Here is a 24199-nt window from a genome sequence, read left to right on the forward strand (position 1 = left end):
TACCGCTTTGAATTTGTACTTTTGAAAAAATGACCACGCGAGTGCCGATGATGAACCTGTACGATGAAACTTGTTTTGAATGCAGTAAACTTATAACAAAAAAATATAGCACTTCCTTTAGTCTGGGCATTAGAACTTTCGATAAAAGTTTTCGTTATCCTATTTATGCCATTTACGGCTTTGTACGTTACGCTGATGAAATTGTAGATACCTTTCATGGGTACGACCAGCAGCAACTGATCAACAGTTTTGAGGAAGAGACCTTTAAGGCGATTGAAGAAAGGATCAGCACTAATCCTGTGATTCATTCTTTTCAACAGGTAGTTAACCAGTTTGAGATCGATCATGAATTGATCAGGGCTTTTCTGCGATCAATGGAAATGGACCTGCATAATAAAGCCTATGATGAGGATAGCTACCAAACTTATATCTATGGTTCGGCAGAGGTTATCGGCATGATGTGCCTGCGTGTTTTTACCAATGATGATATTCAGTATCAGGCCCTTGTACCGAAGGCCCGAAGCTTGGGGGCAGCTTTCCAAAAGATCAATTTTTTAAGGGATGTTAAGGCAGATTATACAGAACGTGGGCGCTCATACTTTCCCGGGGTCGATTTCAATAATTTTACCGAGCATGATAAGCTTGCCATTGAGGCGGAAATTAAACACGATTTTGATGAAGCCTTTGAGGGGATAAAATGCCTGCCTGCCGGTACCAGGCTTGGGGTTTATATTGCCTATATTTACTACCTGCAGTTGTTTAAAAAAATAAGTTACACACCTGCCAATGTAATACTACAAAAACGCATCAGGGTTTCTGATTTGTGTAAAATGAGTTTGTACATCAAAGCTGTTCTGCAGCAAAAGTTAAATGTTATTTAATGTTCAGCAAGATCTTTTTTATAGCCAGCATATTGGCATTGGTATTTGGGTTGAAAACGGCTGAAGCCGAAGAACCCAATCTGAAAGTACTGCGCAAGCAAATGCTTATTGCTATTGATAAAAGCAAAACCACCGATTCGTTGTTTAATAACCTTAATGGTATCAAAGAAAAGAGTGGTATAGTCAATGGTTTTATAGGCGGCCTGTTTGCCTTAAAAGCCAAACATGCCTGGAACCCATATTTAAAATTGAAATATCTTAACAGATCGGAAAAGGTATTTAGGCAGGCATTAATTGAAGATCCGCATAATATCGAGATCAGGTTCATGCGCTTTTCTGTTGAACACAATGTGCCTTCTATTTTAGGCTTTAATAAAGACCTTGCTGCGGATACTGAGGATATCATAGCCCAACTGGGTAAAAAGAATTATGGCTCGGCCGATAAGGAATTGACAATCCAGATTATCAAATTCCTGCTTCATTCCAAAAGATGTACTCCTGCCCAAAGCCAGGCACTCAATAAACACTTAACCGAACTTACGTGAGATACACCTATTTACTGATCAACCTGCTAACGGTATTTTTTCCCGTTGTGCTTTCATTTGATAAAAGGGTGCAGTTTTACAAAACCTGGAAATTTATATGGCCCGGCATGGCCATTACCGGTTTGTTTTTTTTGTTTTGGGACGTGCTTTTTACCATAAGAGGTGTTTGGTCGTTCAATCCGGCATACATCATAGGCGTTAAGTTTTTTGGTTTGCCCTTAGAGGAAATGCTATTCTTTTTAACGGTACCGTTTGCCTGTATATTCATTTACGCCTGCCTTAATCACTATGTTAAGTGGCTGATGCCTTTCAGGCTTACCGGCATTATAAGCAGTATGGTAATATTGCTGAGCATCCTGATGCTGATATTATATCACGACCGGCTTTATACCGAGATTACGTTTGGCTTATTGCTACTGCTTGTGGTGCTGATTCAATACGTTTTTAAGGCCGATTGGGTTAATCGTTATTACCTTGCTTACATTGTGGCGCTTTTGCCTTTTTATATAGTAAACGGCATATTAACGTCTGTACCAATAGTGTTGTACAATAACGCCGAAAACCTGGGAAAGCGGGTTGGCACCATCCCATTTGAGGATCATTTTTACCTGATGGCTTTACTGCTCATGAACATTGGTTTTTTTGAATATTTTAAACGACAAAAGTTAAGCCAATGAGTGAGTTGCCAATATACAACAAATCACAACTGGCCTTACGCAATGGGCAGGATAAGCCCCGGATCTGGGTAGCCTATAAAGGTGATATTTATGATGTAACTGAAAGCCGCTTATGGCGAAACGGAAAACATTATGAGCACTGGGCCGGACAGGATTTGACAGATGAACTTGCCGACGCACCACATACCGAAACCGTATTTGAGAGATTTGTAAAGGTCGGTCGACTCATCACCCCCGCCCTCTCTATTGGGGAAGAAGAGAAGGATTGATATGCTTTTTAAACAAAATACTCCCAAAACATTTTTAAATAGTTTCTGAAATGTGGCGCCCCCTCTTCTTTCTGTCATCCCCGCGTCATTTAAAGCCCGGATTGGTAGGGAATATTATGCGATAAATCATGTAAATTTATTGTTACGTGGCAGTTTCTCGCCGAAGAGTATGAAAAAATTAAGGTTTTTCCTTCCTGTCATACCTTTTTCAACAGGCTATGCATGGTACAATTTATAGTTGTAAAAAGGGAGTTTAAGGACCGGCAAGTTGTAGTTTTTCTGTTGGATTTCTCGTGACAGTTAATTTTATTGTGTTGTGATTTACAAGAGCTTATAAAACAAATTAGGAAAATGCCTCGCGCATTTTCCTAATTTATAATTAACAATATTAACTGACTTATTACCGGCCGGATCTAACGGCCATATGGTATTAACGATAGCAAAGGTAATTTCTTGTTGATTATTTCCTAAAACCTTCATTGAAGTTAAAAAAATTCATGTAAAAGAAATATTACATTCATTATTTGTTTTATTTTGTCATTGGCTATTAAGTTTGCTTCCTTAACTATTAGCTAAATTTTTTCTATGAAAAAACGACTACTACTAATTTTGTGCAGTTTCGTATTTGCTGTAACACAGCTTTTTGCGCAAAATCACACTGTTACCGGTACGGTAACAGCCAAGGAGGACGGCCTTCCTCTGCCGGGTGTATCGGTGAAGATAAAAGGGACAACTACCGGTACCCAAACCACCATCGACGGTAAATTTTCACTCAGCGTTCCAAACAACGCGGTTCTATCATTCAGCTTTATTGGTTATGCTACACAGGATGTACCTGTAGGCGCTTCAGCAAACCTAAAAGTGGTTTTAGAAGCATCAGCCCGCGGCCTTAACGAGGTAATCGTAACCGCGTTAGGTATCACTAGGCAACAGAAATCATTGGGTTATGCCGCGCAACAGGTTAAAGGTGATGACCTTACGGTTACCAAGCAATCTGACCTTAACACCGCACTTGCCGGTAAAATAGCCGGTGTACAAGTTTTAGGTGGTTCTGGTGCAAAATTTGGTGTATCAACTATCCGTATCCGTGGTATCAACTCATTATCTGGAGGTAACCCAATTTATGTAGTAAACGGTGTTATTACTGATCCGAACGCAGTGAACAATGATGATATCGAATCAGTTTCGGTATTGAAGGGCCCTGCTGCTACGGCACTTTATGGTCAGCGCGCATCTGAAGGCGCAGTTGTTATCACATTAAAAAAAGGCGCAAACAAAGGCGTTGGTGTTTCAATCAATCAATCAACCACTTTCGAAAAAGTTTATCAGCTACCTGACTATCAAAACGAATATGGTGGCGGTACAAGTGTAAAATGGGATACTTATCAGTATGACCCTGCTAATGGCTCTCCTGCTTCATACGCAAAATTTAACGGCGTAAAAATTTATGATTATGGTGTTGACGAAAGCTGGGGCCCTAAAATGGATGGTACACTTTACGCGCCATGGTATTTCTGGGATCCAACCAATCCAGATTTTGGTAAATTGAAACCATTTGTACCGCAACCTAATAACGTACGTGATTTTTACCGTACGGGTGTTACTTTCAATACCAACGCAGCTTTCTCAAAAGCAGGCGATGACTATAACCTGAGGGTTTCATACACTAACATAGATCGTACGGGTATCACTCCAAACAGCGATCAGAAACGTAATAACGTAAGCGTAAATGGGGAGCTGAAGCTTACTAAAAAATTAACTGCAAGCGCTAACGTTAACTTTTCGCAAATTAATTCATTCAACATTCCTTCAGAAGATTATGGTAAACAAACCATAGGTTCATTTAGCCAGTGGTTTCACAGGGATGTTGAAATTGATAAACTTAAAAATTATAGAAGGGCCGATGGTACATTTACATCATGGAACATTTCCGGCCCTGACGATTTAACTCCGCACTACTGGGATAACCCGTACACTGAGGTTTACGAGAATACTTCAAAATCAAACAGCAACCGCGTTTACGGTAACTTAACTTTAAGCTATCAGTTTACTAAAGACATTTCTGCATCATTCATAGCAAGGCAGGATTTATTGACCCGCGATGCGAGTGCACAAGTAGGTTCAGGTACAATAAACCCTGATTCATACACTCAAAATCAATACACCTACAAAGAAAATAACTATGTCGGTAACGTAAGCTATAGCCATAACTTTAAAGACCTTTCTGTAAAGGCAGGTGTTTATGCAGAATCACGTCAGGATCGTTACACTTACTTATCAGGTGCAACAGTAGGCGGTTTAGCAATTCCTGATTTGTATACTTTAAGCAACTCTGCAAATGCGGCAACCTCATTTAGCTACAATGCGCTTTCAAGGGTAAACAGCTATTACGGTTATACCTCATTTGGCTATAAAGATTTCTTATACCTTGATTTCAATGCCCGTAACGATAGGTCTTCAACCTTGCCGGTTAACCACAACTCATACTGGTATGGCGGTTTATCAGGTTCATTCGTATTTACCGAGCTGATGCCTAAAAACGACATCTTAACATTTGGTAAATTGAGGTTATCCGCAGCTAAATTAGGTTCTGACGCGCCTATTTACTCAACATACCCAACTTATAACCTAAGCACTACTCCGCATGGAAATGATGCTGTGCAAACAGTACCCAATACTTTGCCAAATGCAAATTTAACTCCAAGCCTTTCAACATCATATGAAATTGGTACCGAATTGCATTTCATCAAAGACAGGGTTAAGTTTGACTTTAACTACTACACGCGTACTACTAAAGATCAGATCTTATCATTGCCTGTTAATGGTACAACCGGTTATTCAACAGTTGTTATCAATGCAGGTTCTATCCGTAATAACGGTATCGAGATCAGCCTTGGAGGTACACCAATTAAATCGAAAGATTTTACATGGAATGCTGATTTCAACGTTTCATTTAACCGCAACAAAATTGTTTCGCTTTACCCGGGTGTAACTAACGTAAAAGTAACTCCCGACGGTCTTGCCGGTTATGGCCCAGGTGGCGTTCAGTCTGCCGGCGCTCAAAGCTTTGGCTTTGTTGGTTCACCAAGCTTTGGTATCAACGGTTATCTTAATCAGTCTTATGGTCAGATCATTGGATCTGGTTTTGCACGAGATGGCAAAGGAAATATCATAATTGGTGCTGATGGCCTTCCGGTAAGGCAGGACAACGTTAACCTTGGTAGCATGTTACCAAGCTATACAGGTGGTTTTACCAACTCGTTTAACTACAAAAACGTGGTACTTGCTTTTTCTCTTGACTTCCAAAAAGGCGGTAAATTTGTATCAGTTACCCAGCAAAACCTCAATGGTTCGGGCTTAGGTATCGAAACCATAGGTAACAACGCAAAAGGTAACCCGGTACGTAACCCGGTAGCTGAAGGTGGTGGTACCTTGGTAGCAGGTGTACATGCTGATGGTACTCCGAACACTACTTATGTAGAAACCCGTACTTTATACGAGCAATCATACAGCCAGATTTGGGAAAAATGGACTTATGACGCATCTTACGTTAAATTAAGAGAGGTGAGCATTGGTTATTCGTTCCCTAAAAAGATGTTAGGCAGGTTACCATTCCAAACTGCGTACTTTGGTATCACAACCCAAAACCCATGGATGATCTATTCAAAAGTTAAAGGTGTTGACCCATCACAATTGCAGACTTCATTTTATGAAGGTGGCCAATTGCCAAACACAAGAAACTTAGGTTTCAACATTAAGGTAACATTCTAACAAGTTCTTCATTATGAAAAAATCATATATCAGTAAATATATAATCGGGGCTGGTATGTTTATACTTGCCTCATGTAAAGTGGGCGGCGATTTAAACGTTAACCCAAACCAGTCGCCAAATGCGCAAACAGGTTATCTGTTAACCAGTGCGCTGCAATACTTAGGTGGTGTAAACGGCGCCGGTGCAACAACTAATATCAACGCATTCACCGGCGAGTTATACTCTCAGTACCTTGCTGAAACATTTTATACCAACGAATCGCAGTTTTCGTTAAAACAATATGACTACCAGGGTTATTACACTGGTCCACTTGAGGACTTGAAGACACTGATCCAGTTTAATACGGATCCAGCTAAGAAAAGCCTGCAGTCGACTATTAAATTTGGTTCAAATGCTAACCAGATTGCAGCCGCGCGCATATTAAGGGCATTTATTTACCTAACCATTACTGATAGGTGGGGTGATATTCCTTACTCTCAGGCTTTAAATGGCGTATCTGGCTTAACTCCGGCATTTGATGCGCAAAAAGATGTTTATGCGGCTTTAATGAAGGAACTTGACGAAGCGCAGGCACAATTTGACGGCGGTGCAGCTTTAAGCAATGATATTTTATTTGGTGGAGATGCTACTAAGTGGAAACATTGGGCTAACTCGTTACATGCGGTTATGGCATTGAGGTTATCAAAAGCTGATCCTGCAACCGGTAAAACTGAATATGCAAAAGCAGTAGCAGGCGGTTTAATGACTTCAAACGATGACAACGCCGTATACGATTATTTGGCTATCCAAACTAACGAAAACCCATATTACACCAATTACAGAAGCCGCTACGACTACGCCGTAAGCAGTCTTGTTGTTAATACTTTAAGTGATCTTAAAGACCCAAGGTTGCCGGTTTATGCTGCGCAAACAGCATCGAAAACTTACGTAGGTTTACCTTATGGTACTTTTGGCGATGCTTTGGGTAACTATAATAAAGGAACACGTAGTAAACCAGGTAACGTATCATTGATTGGTTTAGCCGTTTCCGGCCAGGCTTCACCAACAGTCTGGACATCATACGCACAAATTATGTTTACCCAGGCCGAAGCTGCTCACCTTAACTGGATTGCTGGTGGTGACGGCGCTGCTGCCGATTTCTATAACAAAGGTATAGCTGCATCATTGGAGCAAAACGGTGTTAGCTCGGCAGATGAAAGCGCTTATCTTGCGCAGGCATCAGTTAAATTTTCTGCAGCAACTGCTATGAACCAGATCATGACCCAGAAATGGATTGCAGGTTTCTTAGGTAACGGTTGGGAGTCATGGGCAGAATATCGCCGTACAGGCTTGCCTAAATTACTTGATCCGGTTCCTGGTTCATTAAGCCCGGATCAAAAGATCCCGCGCAGGCAACAATATCCGCAAACCGAGAACGACCTTAATAAAGCTAATTACAACGCTGTAATAGCCCGTCAAGGTCCTGATGCATTAAATACAAGGGTATATTGGGATAAACAATAATTATTGCTTATAGATTATGATAACAACAAAGGCTGCCATTGGCGGCCTTTGTTGTTTATAGTAATTATTATAAGTGTGTAATCCTCCAAAATGGAATAAAACAGATTTAGTACTATTTAACATATACTATTCATTAAACCGGCTATCTTAGTTTAAACTGATAAGCCTATCATGAACATTAAACCGATCTTGTTTTTGTTTATTCTTTTTTTATTTCTCGATCGGGTTGCTGGTCAAGAAAAACATCAAGCGGAAATTATCGTGGGGAAGCCTGCCGGGAGAAGCAGTGATTTATATCTAAAGCGATCCTTTATAATACATAATCAAATAGGTACTCGCACAGATACAAATTATGCGAACGCGAAATTGATCCGCACGGGATGGGATGATGGGATATTTAAAACAAATACGGGCTTTTACCGGCATGATCTTGTAAGTAGGGTTCCTGCAGGATTTGCAGCGCTTTCGGAAACTGACAGGAGGATGTTTATAATAACTATTAATCAAGATTCCGTTAGGCAAATGAAAGATACCGTATGCTATAGCGATGGTAAGTTACACAGATGTCTTTATGCGGTAATGCCGGTAACTTTGAGCAATCAATCTCCTGATACATTAAATTATATCAATATGTCATGCTCGTGGCTTGATGTTTTTAAAACAGATGCCGGAAACGTAAAATTTTTACTCACGCCCCTGATGGAGGAATGCTGGAAAAATAACCCTGCTGTTTATACGGTTGCGCCTCATCAACAAAGGTATTTCATATACCTACGGCTTTTTTAACGGATACGGGCAAAGGCGGATTGTTCGAATCAAAAGTTTTTAAGATAGGAATGTGTTTATACAAATATATTGAGGGTTCGCAGCTCCCTGTTGATATACGTGGGTTAACGCTTTGGCAGGAAACAGATAATATTATTTGGAGCAATGAGATTGCCGTGAGATAGTTAGCTGGTTTTAAATCAAAAAATAATTCCCGCTCTCTATTTGATATTCAAAACATTGTGGTTATCTTTGCCCTCCCTTGAAAGGAGGTATTTTAGGAATTATGATCATTATTAACGTAAAAGACGGCGAATCATTGGACAAAGCATTGAAACGCTTCAAAAAGAAATTCGAAAAAACAGGTGTTTTAAGAGAACTACGCAGTCGTCAGGCTTTCGAAAAAAAATCTGTAACCCGTCGTCATGTTGTTAAACATGCTATCTACAAACAGACTTTAAACCAGGAAACTGTTTAATTTTTTTGTTGAAAAGAATTAAATAATTTCTTGACACTATATTAAAACTATTTGTACATTCATAATCCCGGATGTATAAATAGTTTTTTATGTTTTTAGAGCGTTTTATCCAGTACATCAAGTACGAAAAGCGGTATTCAGTGCATACTGTTTCCGCATATCAGTCTGATCTGGATCAGTTTATGCGCTTTTTAAATAATCCCGGCGGTGCCGATCCCGCGCCCGAGCCGGTTATTAACCATCCATCGCAGGTAAGCTACCATGACATCCGTAACTGGATGGTTGAGCTTATTGATCAAAAACTTACCGGCCGTTCGGTTAACCGTAAAATGGCCACGCTACGCAAATACTTCAAATTTTTATTGCAGGAAGGTATTGTTGAAACCAACCCGGTATCCAGGGTGCGGTCGCAAAAAGTTGCTAAAACGTTGCCCGTAGTGGTTGAAGATACGCGCCTCACAAAAATGTTAGATAGGGATGACATTTTTACAAATGATTTTCCGGGCCTGCGTGATAAGCTTGTTATTGAGCTGTTGTTTGGCACCGGCATGCGGCTTGCCGAACTGTTAGGTATTAAGCAACAGGATATTAGCTTTGAGGGGGGAGTAGTAAAGGTACTGGGTAAGCGTAACAAAGAGCGCATTATCCCTATTAATAATGAGCTGAAGGCCCTGCTGCCCGAATATATGGAGGTAAAGAAAAATCAAAATTTTGATAACAATTCCTTCACATTAATCGTTACAAATAAAGGAGCCGATGCTTATCCGAAATTGATTTATTTAATAGTGCAAAAATACCTATCTAACATATCAACCCAAAATAAAAGGAGCCCACATGTGCTCAGGCACACCTTTGCAACCACAATGCTAAATAACGGGGCCGATTTAAATTCAATTAAAGAGCTTTTGGGGCACGCTAACCTGAGCGCAACCCAAATTTACACGCACAATTCAGTTGAAAGACTAAAATCTATTTATAAACTCGCCCATCCAAAGGCTTAAAAAGGAGGAAACATGAAAATTACAGTGCAGTCAATTCATTTCACCGCAGACAAGAAACTTTTAGATTTTATTCAGAAAAAAGCTGATAAGCTTGATACGTTTTATGACCATATTATTAGCGGTGAAGTTTACTTAAAGCTTGAGAATGTGGAAGATGAATGTAATAAGATAACGGAGATCAAATTATTGCTACCCGGAAATCAAATATTTGCAAAAGAGAAGTGTAAGAGTTTTGAGGAAGCTACCGACTTGGCGGTTGAAAGCCTGAGGAAGCAAATTGAAAAGCATAAACAAAAGAAAGCCCTTGCTGATGCTACAGCAAAAAAAGCTGTTTTAACGGCAGTTGAGGAGGGTTTTTAATATTATAAAAAGGCTTGTTTTAAGCCTAAATCGGCAGGTTTTTAGCCTGCCGATTTTTTTTGATAAAAAATTTTGACGTGGCGTTATTTTTTGTAGATTTGCAGTCCCTTTCGGGGAGGTATTTAACGCCTCGAAAAAAAGTTAAAATAGTTCTTTAAAATATCAAAAAGCTTATTACTTTTGCGCTCCGTTATCGAAAGCCACTTTAGGTTTAGGTAATAGAAAGGCAAGATAAATATAAGCCTCCTTAGCTCAGCTGGTAGAGCAACTGACTTGTAATCAGTAGGTCATTGGTTCGATCCCGATAGGAGGCTCAGTTTTTTTCGGATTGAGGTATTTAGCTTCAATTTTGGATATCGCAAATCCGGAAATAACTACCGGGGGGATACCAGAGCGGTCAAATGGGACGGACTGTAAATCCGTTGCTTCGGCTACGAAGGTTCGAATCCTTCTCCCCCCACTTATTAAAGTAAGCAGTTTGTAGTTCGCAGTTAGCAGTTTTGTTAACCGAACTATAAACTGCTAACTTGATTAAAAGGGTTTGAGGAATGGGTGTCATGAGCGGTTAAGCTGCTAATTGATTACTGCAAACCTAAAACTGAATAAGCGGAAGTAGCTCAGTTGGTAGAGCGATAGCCTTCCAAGCTATAGGTCGCGAGTTCGAACCTCGTCTTCCGCTCGGTTGGTTCATTAGTCGGTTAGTTCACTTGTTCATTAGTGGCGGCTGCAAAGACCAATGAACTGATAAACGAGTGAACCAATGAACAAAAAATTAGCCGACGTAGCTCAGGGGTAGAGCACTTCCTTGGTAAGGAAGAGGTCATGGGTTCAAATCCCATTGTTGGCTCAGTGTTATAAAACATACATTAAAGTTAAAATTAACCTACAAAAATAATTTATAGATCATGGCAAAAGAAAAGTTTGACCGCAGTAAGCCGCACTTAAACATCGGTACAATCGGTCACGTTGACCACGGTAAAACAACCCTTACCGCAGCTATCACTAAAGTTTTGGCTGATGCAGGTTTATCAGAAGCTCGTTCATTTGATTCAATTGACTCGGCTCCTGAAGAAAAAGAACGTGGTATTACCATCAACACTGCCCACGTTGAATATTCAACAGCTAACCGTCACTATGCACACGTTGACTGTCCAGGTCACGCGGATTATGTGAAAAACATGGTTACTGGTGCTGCGCAAATGGACGGTGCAATCATCGTAGTTGCTGCAACTGATGGTCCGATGCCACAAACTCGTGAGCACATCCTGTTAGCTCGTCAGGTAGGTGTACCTGCACTTGTTGTTTTCATGAACAAAGTTGACATGGTTGATGATCCGGAATTATTAGAGTTAGTAGAAATGGAAGTTCGTGAATTATTATCATTCTACGAATTCCCAGGCGATGATATCCCAGTTATCCAGGGTTCTGCATTAGGTGGTCTTAACGGCGATCCTACCTGGGTTGGTAAAATCATGGAGTTGATGGATGCTGTAGATAGCTACATCCCAATCCCTCCACGTTTAACAGATCTTCCTTTCTTAATGCCTGTTGAAGACGTATTCTCAATCACTGGTCGTGGTACTGTTGCTACTGGTCGTATTGAGCGTGGTGTAATCAACTCAGGTGAGCAAGTTGACATCCTTGGTATGGGTGCTGAAAACTTGAAATCAACTGTAACTGGTGTTGAGATGTTCCGCAAAATCCTTGATCGTGGCGAAGCTGGTGACAACGTAGGTTTATTGTTACGTGGTATTGAGAAAACTGATATCCGTCGTGGTATGGTTATCTGCAAACCAGGTTCAGTAACTCCTCACACCGACTTCAAAGCAGAAGTTTACGTATTATCAAAAGCAGAAGGTGGCCGTCACACTCCATTCTTCAACAAATACCGTCCGCAATTCTATTTCCGTACCACTGACGTTACTGGTGAGATTTCATTAGAGCCAGGTGTAGAAATGGTTATGCCAGGTGATAACGTTACCATCACTGTAAAACTGATCAACGCTATCGCAATGGAAAAAGGCTTACGTTTCGCTATCCGTGAAGGTGGTCGTACCGTAGGTGCTGGTCAGGTAACTGAAATCTTGAAATAATAATATTTCAATAAAAAGGTTAATTTGAAAACATAAGTTTAGCCTTCAACGGCAAACTTATGTTTTCTTATTATAAATAACACACGGGAATAGTTCAACGGTAGAATAGAGGTCTCCAAAACCTTTGATCAGGGTTCGAATCCTTGTTCCCGTGCTTAAGCACAATATAAAAATGGCAGGCGTAGCTGAATATATTAAAGAGTCATACATCGAGTTAACCGAAAAGGTTACCTGGCCTACATGGCGCGAGCTTCAAAGCAGCGCTGTTTTGGTATTGGTTGCCGCTATAATTATTGCGCTGGTTATCTTAGGTATGGACCAGATCATTAATTATTTGCTTAAACTGTTTTACACATCACTAACATAATATCAGGGGAGACGGAGATGAGTGATCAATTGAAATGGTATGTAGTTAGGGCTATTAGTGGTAAGGAAAAGAAAGTTAAACAATACATAGATGCCGAAATTAGCCGTTTGGGCATTAGTCATTTGGTACCACAGGTATTAATACCTACGGAGAAGTATTACCAGATGCGTGATGGAAAGAAGATCGCGAAAGAGCGTAACTACTTTCCGGGCTATGTGCTTATGGAAGCTGTTTTAGATGGCGAAACTGAACACATCATTAAAAATATAAACAGTGTTATAGGTTTTCTGGGCGATAAAGCCGGAAATGCTATACCGCTTCGCCAGTCAGAAGTTAACCGTATTTTAGGTAAGGTTGACGAGATGAGCGCACAGGGCGAAACCATGAATGTACCTTATTATGTTGGTGAGGCCGTTAAAGTTATGGACGGGCCTTTCAACGGTTTCAGCGGGGTTATTGAAGAGGTTAACGAAGAAAAAAAGAAACTGAAAGTAATGGTAAAGATATTCGGGCGCCGTACGCCGCTTGAATTGAATTACATGCAGGTAGAGAAAGAATAGTTTTCAAATAATTTCGGATGTCGGATTTTCGATTTCGAAATTATTGAATTTAAAATATAAGATGAAAGAAGCGGGAGTTAAATCCGAAATGGAAATTCCCAAATCCGAAATCGACACAATCTTAAATGTTACTTAGCTTCCACTTACTAACATTGAGTTTATAATTAAAGTAAATTAAAATGGCAAAAGAGATCGGTGCAATGGTTAAGCTGCAAGTTAAAGGCGGCGCCGCAAACCCATCACCACCAATTGGCCCTGCATTGGGTGCAAAAGGTGTGAACATCATGGAGTTTTGCAAACAATTTAATGCACGCACCCAGGACAAAGCTGGAAAAGTATTGCCTGTTTTGATTACTGTGTATGTTGACAAATCATTCGAATTTATCATCAAAACCCCTCCCGTTGCTATCCAGTTATTGGAAGCTACCGGTTTAAAGAGTGGTTCTGCTGAGCCTAACCGTAAAAAAGTTGCCAGTGTTAACTGGGAACAGGTTGAGACTATAGCAAAAGATAAAATGGTTGACTTGAACGCGTTCACAGTTGAATCGGCCATGAAAATGGTGGCAGGTACTGCCCGCAGCATGGGAATTACCGTATCAGGTACAGCTCCCTGGAATTAATTAATTTATACAAATCAGTTTAAAGACAGTGGCAAGATTAACAAAAAATCAAAAAGTGGCACTCTCCAAAATTGAGGCAAACAAATCGTACACATTACAGGATGCATCTGCATTGGTAAAGGAATTAACCCTTACTAAATTTGATTCATCAGTTGATATAGACGTTCGTTTAGGTGTTGACCCACGTAAAGCCAATCAAATGGTACGTGGTATTGCAACATTACCTCATGGAACCGGTAAAACTGTACGTGTATTAGTTCTTTGTACTCCTGATAAGGAACAAGAAGCTAAAGACGCAGGTGCAGATTACGTAGGTTTGGATGATTATATTGCCAAGATTGAAGGCGGATGGACTGATGTTGATATTATCATTACTATGCCAAGTGTTATGGCGAAGGTAGGTCGTTTAGGTCGTATTTTAGGCCCGCGTAACCTTATGCCAAACCCTAAATCAGGTACAGTTACCCCAGAAGTTGGTAAAGCTGTAACTGAGGTAAAAGGTGGTAAAATCGATTTCAAGGTTGACAAAACCGGTATTATCCACACTTCAATAGGAAAAGCATCTTTCTCTGCAGATAAAATTTATGAGAATGCATTAGAAGTATTGCAAACAATCTCTAAATTAAAACCTTCTGCAGCAAAAGGAACATATTTCAAGAGCATTCATATCTCTTCAACTATGTCGCCTGGAATTACAGTTGAAACTAAATCAGTAGCGGGGATCTAATCATGAATAAAGAAGAAAAATACGACCTTGTTGTAGCCCTAACTGAGCAAATCAAAGAGTATGGTAATTTTTATATCACTGATACCTCTGATTTAACTGTAGCCAAGATCAACAACATCCGCCGTAAATGTTTCGAAAACGACATTACGATGCAGGTAACCAAAAATAGCTTGATCAAAAAAGCTATGGAAGCTGCAGGCGGTGATTTCAGCCCTATATATGATGTATTAAAAGGTTCATCATCAATTCTTTTCTCAAAGTCAGCAACTGCTCCGGCAAAGTTGATCAAACAATTAAGGAAAACAGGTGAAAAACCAATTTTAAAAGCAGCTTATATTGATTCGGCAGTATTTATAGGTGATAACCAGTTAGATACTTTAACCAAACTGAAATCAAAAGAACAACTGATCGGCGAGATAGTTGGCTTACTACAATCACCTGCCAAAAACGTACTTTCTGCACTACAATCAGGCGGAACTACAATTGCAGGCCTTGTAAAAACATTACAAGAAAGAGGTTAACGAACGCCTCACAAGAGTTCGACAATAACAAACAAAAAGCATTAAAAGTAAAAATTTAAATAAAATGGCGGATTTAAAAGCGTTTGCTGAACAGTTGGTAAACTTAACAGTAAAAGAAGTAAACGAATTAGCTCAAATATTAAAAGATGAGTATGGTATTGAGCCTGCTGCTGCTGCTGTAGCAGTTGCTGCTCCTGCTGCTGACGGTGGCGATGCTGCTCCAGCTGCTGCTGAGCAAACTGCATTTGACGTTATCCTGAAAGAAGCAGGTGGCGCTAAATTAGCAGTTGTTAAATTAGTAAAAGACTTAACTGGCCTTGGTTTGAAAGAAGCTAAAGATCTTGTTGACGGTGCACCAAAAGAACTTAAAACTGGTGTAACTAAAGAAGAAGCTGAATCTTTGAAAAAACAATTAGAAGAAGCCGGAGCAGTAGTTGAGGTTAAGTAATTTAACCTACTGAAATATAGCATCAAGACTCCGACCATAAACGGTCGGGGTCTATTGCTGTTTATAAAGGTTTTGAATTAGATGTGAGATATTAGATATGAGATTTGAGATTTTTCAAATCGCTATTTCATATCTCAGATCTCATGTCTCAAGTCTCACATCTACAAAAATTAATAACTAAAATTTAAATACCTTGGCAAACAATAATAATCAAAGAGTAAACTTTGCAACCAGTAGAAAGGTACTTGATTACCCTGATTTTCTGGATGTTCAGTTACAATCTTTCCAGGAATTTTTTCAATTGGAAACCACTTCCGACAACCGTTATAAAGAAGGGCTGTTTAAAGTGTTTGCCGAAAACTTTCCTATTTCAGATTCAAGAAACATCTTTGTCCTGGAGTTTCTTGACTACTTTATTGATCCGCCCCGTTATGATATACAAGAGTGTATCGAACGCGGATTAACTTACAGCGTACCATTAAAAGCAAAGCTTCGCCTGTCATGTAATGACGAGGAGCACGAAGATTTTGAAACAATTGTACAGGACGTGTACCTGGGTACTATCCCATACATGACGCCAAAAGGTACATTTGTTATTAATGGTGCCGAGCGTGTAATTGTATCACAGTTACACCGTTCGCCAGGTGTGTTCTTTGGTCAGAGCCGCCACACCAACGGTACAAAATTATACTCGGCCCGTGTTATTCCTTTCAAAGGTTCATGGATTGAGTTTGCTACAGACGTTAACAACGTGATGTATGCTTACATTGACCGTAAAAAGAAATTCCCGGTTACTACGTTACTTCGTGCCATTGGTTATGACTCTGATAAAGATATATTAGAGCTGTTTGAACTGGCCGACGAGGTTAAAGTAAGCAAATCAGGCCTTAAGAAATATATTGGCCGTAAGCTTGCTGCAAGGGTCCTTAAAACATGGATCGAAGACTTTGTGGATGAAGATACCGGTGAGGTAGTTTCTATCCCTCGTAATGAGATCATCCTTGAGCGTGAAACCTTACTGGAAGATGACCATATTGATATGATCATCGACTCTGGTGTTAAAACCATCATCCTTAACAAGGAAGATGCTTCAACCAGCGGTGATTATACTATTATATACAATACCTTACAGAAAGATACTTCCAACTCTGAGAAGGAAGCGGTTGAACATATCTACCGCCAGTTACGTAACGCTGAACCACCTGATGAAGAAACAGCTCGTGGTATCATCGATCGTTTATTCTTTTCAGATAAAAGATATGACCTGGGTGATGTGGGCCGGTACCGCATCAACCGTAAATTAAAATTGAGCACTTCGGAAGAAACGAAGGTTTTAACCAAGCAGGATATCATCGCGATTGTTAAATACCTGATCAAATTAATCAACTCAAAAGCTGAGGTGGATGATATCGATCACTTGTCAAACCGTCGTGTGCGTACCGTTGGCGAGCAGCTTTATGCTCAGTTTGGCGTAGGTTTGGCACGTATGGCCCGTACTATTCGTGAGCGTATGAACATTCGTGATAACGAGGTGTTCACCCCAACCGACCTGATCAACGCACGTACATTATCATCTGTGATCAACTCGTTCTTCGGAACAAACCAGTTGTCACAGTTCATGGACCAAACCAATCCACTGGCAGAGATCACGCACAAGCGGCGTCTGTCAGCCTTAGGTCCCGGTGGTCTGTCGCGTGAGCGTGCAGGTTTCGAGGTTCGTGACGTTCACTACACCCACTACGGTAGGTTGTGTACTATCGAAACTCCTGAAGGTCCGAACATTGGTTTGATTTCATCACTTTGTGTACACGCTAAGATCAACAACTTAGGCTTTATCGAAACTCCGTACAAACGTGTAGTTGAAGGTAAAGTTATGGTTGACGAGCCGGTTATCTATTTATCTGCTGAAGATGAAGACGGTAAAACCATTGGCCAGGCAAACGCTGTATACGATGATAAAGGTGAGTTTGAATTGCCGCGTGTAAAAGCACGTTTCGAAGGTGACTTCCCGGTTATTGAGCCGGAGCGTCTGGATTTGATGGATATTGCTCCAAACCAGATCACTTCAATCGCGGCTTCGCTTATTCCGTTCTTAGAGCATGATGACGCTAACCGTGCATTGATGGGTTCAAACATGCAACGCCAGGCCGTACCATTGTTACGTCCGGAAGCGCCGATTGTTGGTACCGGTTTGGAAGGCCGTGTGGCAAAAGACTCCCGTACCCTGATCAACGCCGAAGGCGATGGTGTGGTGGAGTATGTTGATGCTAACGAAATCCGTATTAAATATGACCGTAACGAACTTGATCGTTTGATCTCGTTTGAAGGAGATAGCAAAAGCTACCGCTTAACCAAGTTTAAGAAAACCAACCAAAGCACCACCATGAACCTTAAGCCTATTGTTAAAAAAGGCCAGAGGGTTGAAAAAGGTGAAGTACTTTGCGAAGGTTACGCTACGCAAAATGGCGAGCTTGCATTAGGCCGTAACCTTAAAGTAGCGTTCATGCCTTGGCAGGGATATAACTTTGAGGATGCGATTGTAATCTCTGAGCGTGTTGTTTCACAAGATATCTTTACTTCAATCCACGTTGAAGAGTTCGAGCTTGAAGTTCGTGACACTAAACGAGGTGAGGAAGAGTTAACACCAGATATCCCTAACGTATCAGAAGAAGCAACTAAAGACCTTGACGAAGACGGTATCATCCGTGTAGGTGCCGAGGTTAAAGAAGGCGACATCCTGATTGGTAAGATCACCCCTAAAGGTGAATCAGACCCATCACCGGAAGAAAAACTGTTACGTGCTATCTTCGGTGATAAAGCCGGCGACGTTAAAGATGCTTCATTGAAAACCCCGCCGTCAATTGCCGGTGTTGTTATCGATACCAAATTGTTCTCTCGTGCTAAGAAAACTTCAAAAGCTGAAGAAAAAGCACAGTTAGAGAAATTGGATAACAAGCATGATAAAGCTGTGAAAGATCTGAAAAATACTTTGATCGAAAAGTTATTTGAGATCGTTAACGGTAAAACTTCGCAAGGCGTTTATAACGTTTACAAAGAGTTACAGGTTCCTAAAGGTGTTAAATTCACCCAAAAGATATTAGTTGAGCTTAATTACGATAACATTAACCCAACGAAATGGACTACTGATGATGATAAAAACGATCAGATCAAGATCCTTCTTCATAACTTCAACATTAAGTACAATGAAGAGTTAGGTGCTTACCGTCGTGATAAATTCGCTATCAGCGTGGGTGATGAGCTTCCATCAGGTATCGTGCAAATGGCTAAAGTTTACATCGCTAAAAAGCGTAAGCTTAAAGTGGGTGATAAAATGGCAGGCCGTCACGGTAACAAAGGTATCGTTGCTCGTATTGTACGTGACGAAGATATGCCTTTCCTTGAAGATGGAACACCGGTTGATATTGTGTTGAACCCACTGGGTGTACCTTCACGTATGAACTTGGGCCAGATCTATGAAACCGTATTAGGCTGGGCCGGTAAAGAGCTTGGTGTTAAATTTGCTACTCCAATCTTTGACGGTGCAAGCCACGAAGAAGTGGAAGAGTGGATTAAGAAAGCCAACTTGCCTGAATCAGGCCGTACTTACTTATACAATGGTTTAACAGGTGATCGTTTTGATCAGCAAACTACTGTAGGTATTATCTACATGCTGAAATTAGGTCACATGGTTGATGATAAGATGCACGCCCGTTCAATCGGTCCGTACTCATTGATCACTCAGCAACCATTGGGCGGTAAAGCACAATTTGGTGGTCAGCGTTTTGGTGAGATGGAGGTTTGGGCACTGGAAGCATTTGGTGCATCAAACATTTTGCAGGAGATATTAACCGTTAAATCGGATGATGTTATCGGCCGTGCCAAAACATATGAGGCTATTGTTAAAGGTGAAAACCTGCCAACGCCATCAGTTCCTGAATCATTCAACGTATTGGTTCACGAGTTACGCGGCTTAGGTTTGGATATCACATTAGAATAAGGTTAAAGCTTAAAGGCCAAAGGTGAAAGGTTAGGACAGGTTCCGAAACCTTTTACCTTTCGCCTTTTACCTTTCGCCTAAAAAATTACCTTTAAAAAATCAAAGTAGACTATGTCTTACAAAAAGGATAATAAAATCAAAAGTAACTTTACCACCATTACCATCAGTTTAGCCTCTCCCGAGTCTATCCTTGAGCGTTCAAGCGGTGAAGTTTTAAAGCCGGAAACCATTAACTACCGTACTTACAAACCCGAACGTGATGGTTTGTTCTGCGAGCGTATTTTTGGTCCGGTTAAGGATTATGAGTGCCATTGCGGTAAATACAAACGTATCCGTTACAAAGGTATCGTGTGCGACCGTTGCGGTGTTGAAGTAACCGAAAAGAAAGTACGTCGTGAGCGCATGGGCCACATCAACCTGGTGGTGCCTGTTGCACACATCTGGTACTTCCGCTCATTGCCAAACAAAATTGGTTATTTATTAGGCTTGCCTACAAAAAGGCTCGACCTTATTATATACTACGAGCGTTACGTAGTTATCCAACCGGGTATTAAAGAATCAGACGGAATCAATAAAATGGATTTCCTTACTGAAGAAGAATACCTTGACGTATTAGATACCCTTCCAAAAGAAAACCAGTACCTTGACGACAAAGATCCTCAGAAATTTGTTGCCAAAATGGGTGCCGAGGCTTTGGAAGAGTTATTGAAACGCCTTGACCTTGACGAATTATCATTTAGCTTGCGTCACCAGGCAGCAAACGAAACTTCTCAGCAACGTAAAAATGAAGCCTTAAAACGCTTACAGGTTGTTGAAGCTTTCCGTGATGCAAAAACAAGGATCGAGAATAACCCTGAGTGGATGATCGTTAAGATCGTTCCGGTTATCCCGCCTGAGTTGCGTCCGTTGGTACCACTGGAAGGTGGCCGTTTCGCTACTTCAGATTTGAACGACCTTTACCGTCGTGTTATTATCCGTAACAATCGTTTAAAACGTTTAATTGAGATTAAAGCACCAGAAGTGATTTTACGTAACGAAAAACGTATGTTGCAGGAAGCTGTAGATTCGTTATTCGATAACTCACGTAAAGTTAACGCGGTAAAAACTGAAGGTAACCGTGCTTTGAAATCACTTTCAGATATCCTGAAAGGTAAGCAAGGTCGTTTCCGTCAAAACTTATTAGGTAAACGTGTGGATTACTCTGCCCGTTCGGTAATTGTTGTAGGTCCTAACCTTAAATTACACGAATGCGGTTTACCAAAAGATATGGCTGCCGAGCTGTTTAAACCATTTATCATCCGTAAAATGATTGAGCGTGGTGTGGTTAAAACAGTAAAATCTGCTAAAAAGATTGTTGACCGTAAAGACCCATTAGTTTGGGATATTTTGGAAAACGTACTGAAAGGACACCCTGTATTACTAAACCGTGCGCCTACGCTGCACAGGTTGGGTATCCAGTCGTTCCAGCCAAAACTGGTTGAAGGTAAAGCGATCCAATTGCACCCATTAACCTGTACAGCATTCAACGCGGATTTTGACGGTGACCAGATGGCCGTTCACGTACCACTTGGTAACGCGGCAATTTTGGAAGCCCAAATCCTGATGCTTGCTTCGCACAACATCCTTAACCCTGCTAACGGTACGCCTATTACTGTACCATCTCAGGACATGGTGCTTGGTTTGTACTACATAACCAAAGGCCGTAAAACTGATGAAACGCGCGTGGTTAAAGGACAAGGCTTAACTTTTTACTCTGCAGAAGAAGTAATTATCGCTTATAACGAGAAAAAACTTGATCTGCATGCGTTCATTAAAGTTAAAGCTTTAGTTAAAGAACGCGATGGCAAAATCGTAAACAAAATTATTGATACTACTGTAGGCCGCGTGTTGTTTAATCAGCATGTACCTGTAGAAGTAGGTTATATCAATGAGCTGCTTACCAAAAAATCACTTCGTGATATCATTGGTGAAGTAGTGAAAATCACCGGTATGGCACGCGCGGCCCAGTTCCTTGATGATATTAAGGAATTAGGATTTAAAATGGCGTTCCAGGGCGGTTTATCATTTAACCTGAAGGATATCAATATCCCTGCAGAGAAAGTTACTTTGATCGAAACAGCTTCTAAGCAGGTTGATGAGGTTATGGGTAACTACAACATGGGTTTCATTACCAACAACGAGCGTTACAACCAGATCATCGATATCTGGACACGTATCAACAACCGCTTAACTGCTAACGTGATGGATATCCTGAGCAATGATAACCAGGGCTTCAACTCTGTTTACATGATGCTTGATTCAGGTGCGCGTGGTTCTAAAGAGCAGATCCGTCAGCTTGCAGGTATGCGTGGTTTGATGGCTAAGCCTCAAAAATCAGGTTCAGGTGGTGAGATCATCGAAAACCCGATCCTTTCAAACTTTAAAGAAGGTTTGTCGGTATTGGAGTATTTCATCTCTACCCACGGTGCCCGTAAAGGTTTGGCGGATACGGCGTTAAAAACAGCGGATGCTGGTTACTTAACCCGTAGGTTGCATGACGTTGCCCAGGATATGATTGTTGGTGAGGTTGATTGCGGTACCTTAAGAGGTATCTACACAACTGCACTGAAAGATAACGAGGATATTGTTGAGCCTTTATATGACCGTATTTTAGGTCGTACTACGCTTCATGATGTTCATGACCCTATCACTAACGAATTGTTAGCAGTAGCCGGTCAGGACATTACCGAAGAGGTTGCCAAAAAGATCGAGAATTCTCCGTTAGAAGGTATCGAGATCCGTTCGGTATTAACTTGCGAAAGCAAACGTGGCGTATGTGCATTGTGCTACGGCCGTAACCTTGCAAGCGGTAAACGCGTGCAAAAAGGCGAGGCTGTTGGTGTAATTGCTGCACAGTCAATCGGTGAGCCTGGTACACAGTTAACACTTCGTACATTCCACGTGGGTGGTACCGCGTCAAACATTGCTGCGGAATCTCAGATCAACGCTAAGTTTGATGGTATCATCGAGTTTGAGAACGTACGTACTGTAACTTATGAAACTGCTGAAGATGGCTCTGTTGATGTGGTATTAGGCCGTTCGGGCGAGTTCCGCATTATCGAAGCCGGAAGCAATAAAGTAATTGTTACCAATAATATTCCATACGGTTCATACCTGTATGTAAAAGATGGCAGCAAGATCACCAAAGGCGACCGTATTTGTTCATGGGATCCGTATAACGCGGTAATTATCTCTGAATTTGCAGGTATTGCCCAGTTCGATGCAGTATTGGAAGGTATCACTTTCCGTGAAGAATCTGACGAGCAAACCGGTCACCGCGAAAAAGTGATCATCGATACAAGGGATAAAACTAAAAACCCTGCTATCCAGATTGCTGATAATAAAGGTAACATCATTAAAGGATATAACATTCCGGTAGGTGCACACATCGCTGTTGATGAAGGCGATAGGTTACAAACCGGTCAGGTTATTGCTAAAATCCCTCGTTCAACCGGTAAAACGCGAGATATTACAGGTGGTTTACCACGTGTAACCGAGTTATTTGAAGCACGTAACCCTTCAAACCCTGCTGTAGTAACTGAAATTGACGGTGTGGTAACTTTAGGTGGCGTGAAACGCGGTAACCGCGAAATCACCATCGAATCAAAAGATGGCCAGGTTAAAAAATACCTTGTACCACTTTCAAAACACATCCTTGTACAGGATAATGACTTTATTAAAGCTGGTATGCCATTATCAGATGGTTCGATATCTCCGGCGGATATCCTTGCTATCAAAGGCCCTGCTGCAGTGCAGGAATATCTTGTTAACGGTATCCAGGAAGTTTACCGCTTACAGGGTGTGAAGATCAACGATAAGCACTTTGAGGTTATCGTTCACCAGATGATGCAGAAGGTATCTATCGAAGATGCGGGCGATACCCGTTTCTTAGAGCGTGAAGCTGTCGACGGATGGGATTTCATGACCGAGAATGATGAAATTTACGACAAGAAAGTTGTTACTGATCCGGGTGATTCAACTACATTGAAATCTGGTCAGATAGTTTCATTACGCCGCTTACGCGATGAAAACTCGGTATTGAAACGTCGCGACCTTAAACTGGTTGAAGTGCGTGACGCTATCCCTGCAACATCAAGCCCGATACTGCAAGGTATCACCAGGGCGTCGTTAGGCACCAAGTCGTTTATCTCGGCAGCATCGTTCCAGGAAACTACCAAAGTACTGAACGAAGCAGCTATCGCAGGTAAAAAAGACAACATGCTTGGCCTGAAAGAAAACGTTATCGTAGGTCACTTAATACCTTCAGGTACCGGTTTACGCGAATACGAGAATATCCGTGTAGGTTCACAGGAAGAATTTGACCGCCTGATGGCTTCAAAAGCAGAAGAGTTGGAAGCTTAATTGCCAGCTACTTAAATAATTTATTAAGCCTCCCGGTTATCCGGGAGGCTTTTTTTTGTCTTTTTTTTAAATTGTTAAAACAAAAGTAAAACATCTCTGTTCTACGTTCGACCTTGCGCAAGGTCAATATGGGGTTGATCCAAGTTATCTAAAGTAAAACAAGGCTCAATAATCACCTCAAAAAAAGGCTGTTTATGGAGAACGTCTTTTTGTT

At 41.0% G+C, this 24199-nt stretch carries 19 protein-coding genes and 5 tRNA genes; all 24 read left to right on the forward strand.

The window, feature by feature from the left end:
* Positions 1-29: 29 nt before the first annotated feature.
* A complete protein-coding gene (locus BLS28_RS10705) occupies positions 30-881 on the forward strand; it encodes a phytoene/squalene synthase family protein (protein ID WP_256337395.1) in 852 nt (283 codons plus the stop codon).
* Positions 881-1426 (forward strand): hypothetical protein, encoded by a 546-nt coding sequence (locus BLS28_RS10710; protein WP_091165927.1) that lies wholly within the window; start codon positions 881-883, stop codon positions 1424-1426. The genes BLS28_RS10705 and BLS28_RS10710 overlap by 1 nt, the downstream gene beginning before the upstream one ends.
* Positions 1423-2103 (forward strand): lycopene cyclase domain-containing protein, encoded by a 681-nt coding sequence (locus BLS28_RS10715; RefSeq protein WP_091165930.1) that lies wholly within the window; start codon positions 1423-1425, stop codon positions 2101-2103. Before BLS28_RS10710 ends, BLS28_RS10715 begins: the two co-directional genes overlap by 4 nt.
* A complete protein-coding gene (locus BLS28_RS10720; protein WP_091165934.1) occupies positions 2100-2372 on the forward strand; it encodes a cytochrome b5 domain-containing protein in 273 nt (90 codons plus the stop codon). The genes BLS28_RS10715 and BLS28_RS10720 overlap by 4 nt, the downstream gene beginning before the upstream one ends.
* Before the next feature lie 585 nt (positions 2373-2957).
* Complete coding sequence (locus tag BLS28_RS10725) at positions 2958-6143, forward strand: SusC/RagA family TonB-linked outer membrane protein (RefSeq protein ID WP_091165936.1); 3186 nt, start codon at positions 2958-2960, stop codon at positions 6141-6143.
* 13 nt (positions 6144-6156) lie between these two features.
* The gene (locus tag BLS28_RS10730; protein ID WP_091165940.1) at positions 6157-7647 is read left to right on the forward strand and encodes a SusD/RagB family nutrient-binding outer membrane lipoprotein; all 1491 of its coding nucleotides are present in this window, start codon (positions 6157-6159) and stop codon (positions 7645-7647) included.
* 171 nt (positions 7648-7818) lie between these two features.
* A complete protein-coding gene (locus BLS28_RS10735; RefSeq protein ID WP_091165944.1) occupies positions 7819-8433 on the forward strand; it encodes a hypothetical protein in 615 nt (204 codons plus the stop codon).
* Between the two features lie 265 nt (positions 8434-8698).
* Complete coding sequence (rpsU, locus tag BLS28_RS10740; protein ID WP_090528691.1) at positions 8699-8890, forward strand: 30S ribosomal protein S21; 192 nt, start codon at positions 8699-8701, stop codon at positions 8888-8890.
* Between the two features lie 89 nt (positions 8891-8979).
* Positions 8980-9891 (forward strand): tyrosine-type recombinase/integrase, encoded by a 912-nt coding sequence (locus BLS28_RS10745; protein WP_091165947.1) that lies wholly within the window; start codon positions 8980-8982, stop codon positions 9889-9891.
* Between the two features lie 12 nt (positions 9892-9903).
* Entirely contained in the window at positions 9904-10251 is a 348-nt protein-coding gene (hpf, locus tag BLS28_RS10750; protein ID WP_091166593.1) for a ribosome hibernation-promoting factor, HPF/YfiA family, read from the forward strand.
* 241 nt (positions 10252-10492) lie between these two features.
* A tRNA-Thr gene (locus BLS28_RS10755) sits at positions 10493-10565 on the forward strand.
* Between the two features lie 65 nt (positions 10566-10630).
* Positions 10631-10711, forward strand: a tRNA-Tyr gene (locus tag BLS28_RS10760).
* Positions 10712-10857: 146 nt separating this feature from the next.
* Positions 10858-10930, forward strand: a tRNA-Gly gene (locus BLS28_RS10765).
* A gap of 96 nt (positions 10931-11026) precedes the next feature.
* Positions 11027-11098: transfer RNA gene (locus BLS28_RS10770), tRNA-Thr, on the forward strand.
* Between the two features lie 58 nt (positions 11099-11156).
* Entirely contained in the window at positions 11157-12344 is a 1188-nt protein-coding gene (gene tuf, locus BLS28_RS10775; RefSeq protein ID WP_091166595.1) for an elongation factor Tu, read from the forward strand.
* Between the two features lie 83 nt (positions 12345-12427).
* Positions 12428-12498: transfer RNA gene (locus BLS28_RS10780), tRNA-Trp, on the forward strand.
* Between the two features lie 18 nt (positions 12499-12516).
* The gene (gene secE, locus BLS28_RS10785) at positions 12517-12711 is read left to right on the forward strand and encodes a preprotein translocase subunit SecE (protein WP_090529653.1); all 195 of its coding nucleotides are present in this window, start codon (positions 12517-12519) and stop codon (positions 12709-12711) included.
* A gap of 17 nt (positions 12712-12728) precedes the next feature.
* Positions 12729-13271 (forward strand): transcription termination/antitermination protein NusG, encoded by a 543-nt coding sequence (gene nusG / locus BLS28_RS10790; RefSeq protein WP_091166597.1) that lies wholly within the window; start codon positions 12729-12731, stop codon positions 13269-13271.
* Between the two features lie 179 nt (positions 13272-13450).
* Complete coding sequence (gene rplK, locus BLS28_RS10795; RefSeq protein ID WP_090528676.1) at positions 13451-13891, forward strand: 50S ribosomal protein L11; 441 nt, start codon at positions 13451-13453, stop codon at positions 13889-13891.
* Between the two features lie 28 nt (positions 13892-13919).
* A complete protein-coding gene (gene rplA / locus BLS28_RS10800) occupies positions 13920-14618 on the forward strand; it encodes a 50S ribosomal protein L1 (protein ID WP_090528673.1) in 699 nt (232 codons plus the stop codon).
* Between the two features lie 2 nt (positions 14619-14620).
* Complete coding sequence (gene rplJ, locus BLS28_RS10805; RefSeq protein WP_090528670.1) at positions 14621-15139, forward strand: 50S ribosomal protein L10; 519 nt, start codon at positions 14621-14623, stop codon at positions 15137-15139.
* Positions 15140-15203: 64 nt separating this feature from the next.
* On the forward strand, positions 15204-15587 hold the full coding sequence (rplL, locus tag BLS28_RS10810) for a 50S ribosomal protein L7/L12 (protein ID WP_022833154.1): 384 nt from the start codon (positions 15204-15206) through the stop codon (positions 15585-15587).
* A gap of 193 nt (positions 15588-15780) precedes the next feature.
* Positions 15781-19584 (forward strand): DNA-directed RNA polymerase subunit beta, encoded by a 3804-nt coding sequence (rpoB, locus tag BLS28_RS10815; RefSeq protein ID WP_091166600.1) that lies wholly within the window; start codon positions 15781-15783, stop codon positions 19582-19584.
* 111 nt (positions 19585-19695) lie between these two features.
* Positions 19696-23985, forward strand: a complete 4290-nt coding sequence (rpoC, locus tag BLS28_RS10820) for a DNA-directed RNA polymerase subunit beta' (protein ID WP_091166602.1) — start codon at positions 19696-19698, stop codon at positions 23983-23985.
* The last annotated feature ends 214 nt before the right edge of the window (positions 23986-24199 follow it).

The organism is Mucilaginibacter gossypii (assembly GCF_900100945.1).
Lineage (GTDB): Bacteria > Bacteroidota > Bacteroidia > Sphingobacteriales > Sphingobacteriaceae > Mucilaginibacter > Mucilaginibacter gossypii.

Coding starts and splice junctions, on each gene's coding strand:
- nusG (WP_091166597.1), top strand. CDS start 12,729: ATGAGTGATCAATTGAAATGGTATGTAGTTAGGGCTATTAGTGGTAAG.
- hpf (WP_091166593.1), top strand. CDS start 9,904: ATGAAAATTACAGTGCAGTCAATTCATTTCACCGCAGACAAGAAACTT.
- tuf (WP_091166595.1), top strand. CDS start 11,157: ATGGCAAAAGAAAAGTTTGACCGCAGTAAGCCGCACTTAAACATCGGT.
- rpsU (WP_090528691.1), top strand. CDS start 8,699: ATGATCATTATTAACGTAAAAGACGGCGAATCATTGGACAAAGCATTG.
- secE (WP_090529653.1), top strand. CDS start 12,517: ATGGCAGGCGTAGCTGAATATATTAAAGAGTCATACATCGAGTTAACC.
- BLS28_RS10710 (WP_091165927.1), top strand. CDS start 881: ATGTTCAGCAAGATCTTTTTTATAGCCAGCATATTGGCATTGGTATTT.
- rplL (WP_022833154.1), top strand. CDS start 15,204: ATGGCGGATTTAAAAGCGTTTGCTGAACAGTTGGTAAACTTAACAGTA.
- BLS28_RS10745 (WP_091165947.1), top strand. CDS start 8,980: ATGTTTTTAGAGCGTTTTATCCAGTACATCAAGTACGAAAAGCGGTAT.
- rplJ (WP_090528670.1), top strand. CDS start 14,621: ATGAATAAAGAAGAAAAATACGACCTTGTTGTAGCCCTAACTGAGCAA.
- BLS28_RS10730 (WP_091165940.1), top strand. CDS start 6,157: ATGAAAAAATCATATATCAGTAAATATATAATCGGGGCTGGTATGTTT.
- BLS28_RS10735 (WP_091165944.1), top strand. CDS start 7,819: ATGAACATTAAACCGATCTTGTTTTTGTTTATTCTTTTTTTATTTCTC.
- BLS28_RS10720 (WP_091165934.1), top strand. CDS start 2,100: ATGAGTGAGTTGCCAATATACAACAAATCACAACTGGCCTTACGCAAT.
- rpoC (WP_091166602.1), top strand. CDS start 19,696: ATGTCTTACAAAAAGGATAATAAAATCAAAAGTAACTTTACCACCATT.
- BLS28_RS10705 (WP_256337395.1), top strand. CDS start 30: ATGACCACGCGAGTGCCGATGATGAACCTGTACGATGAAACTTGTTTT.
- BLS28_RS10725 (WP_091165936.1), top strand. CDS start 2,958: ATGAAAAAACGACTACTACTAATTTTGTGCAGTTTCGTATTTGCTGTA.
- rplK (WP_090528676.1), top strand. CDS start 13,451: ATGGCAAAAGAGATCGGTGCAATGGTTAAGCTGCAAGTTAAAGGCGGC.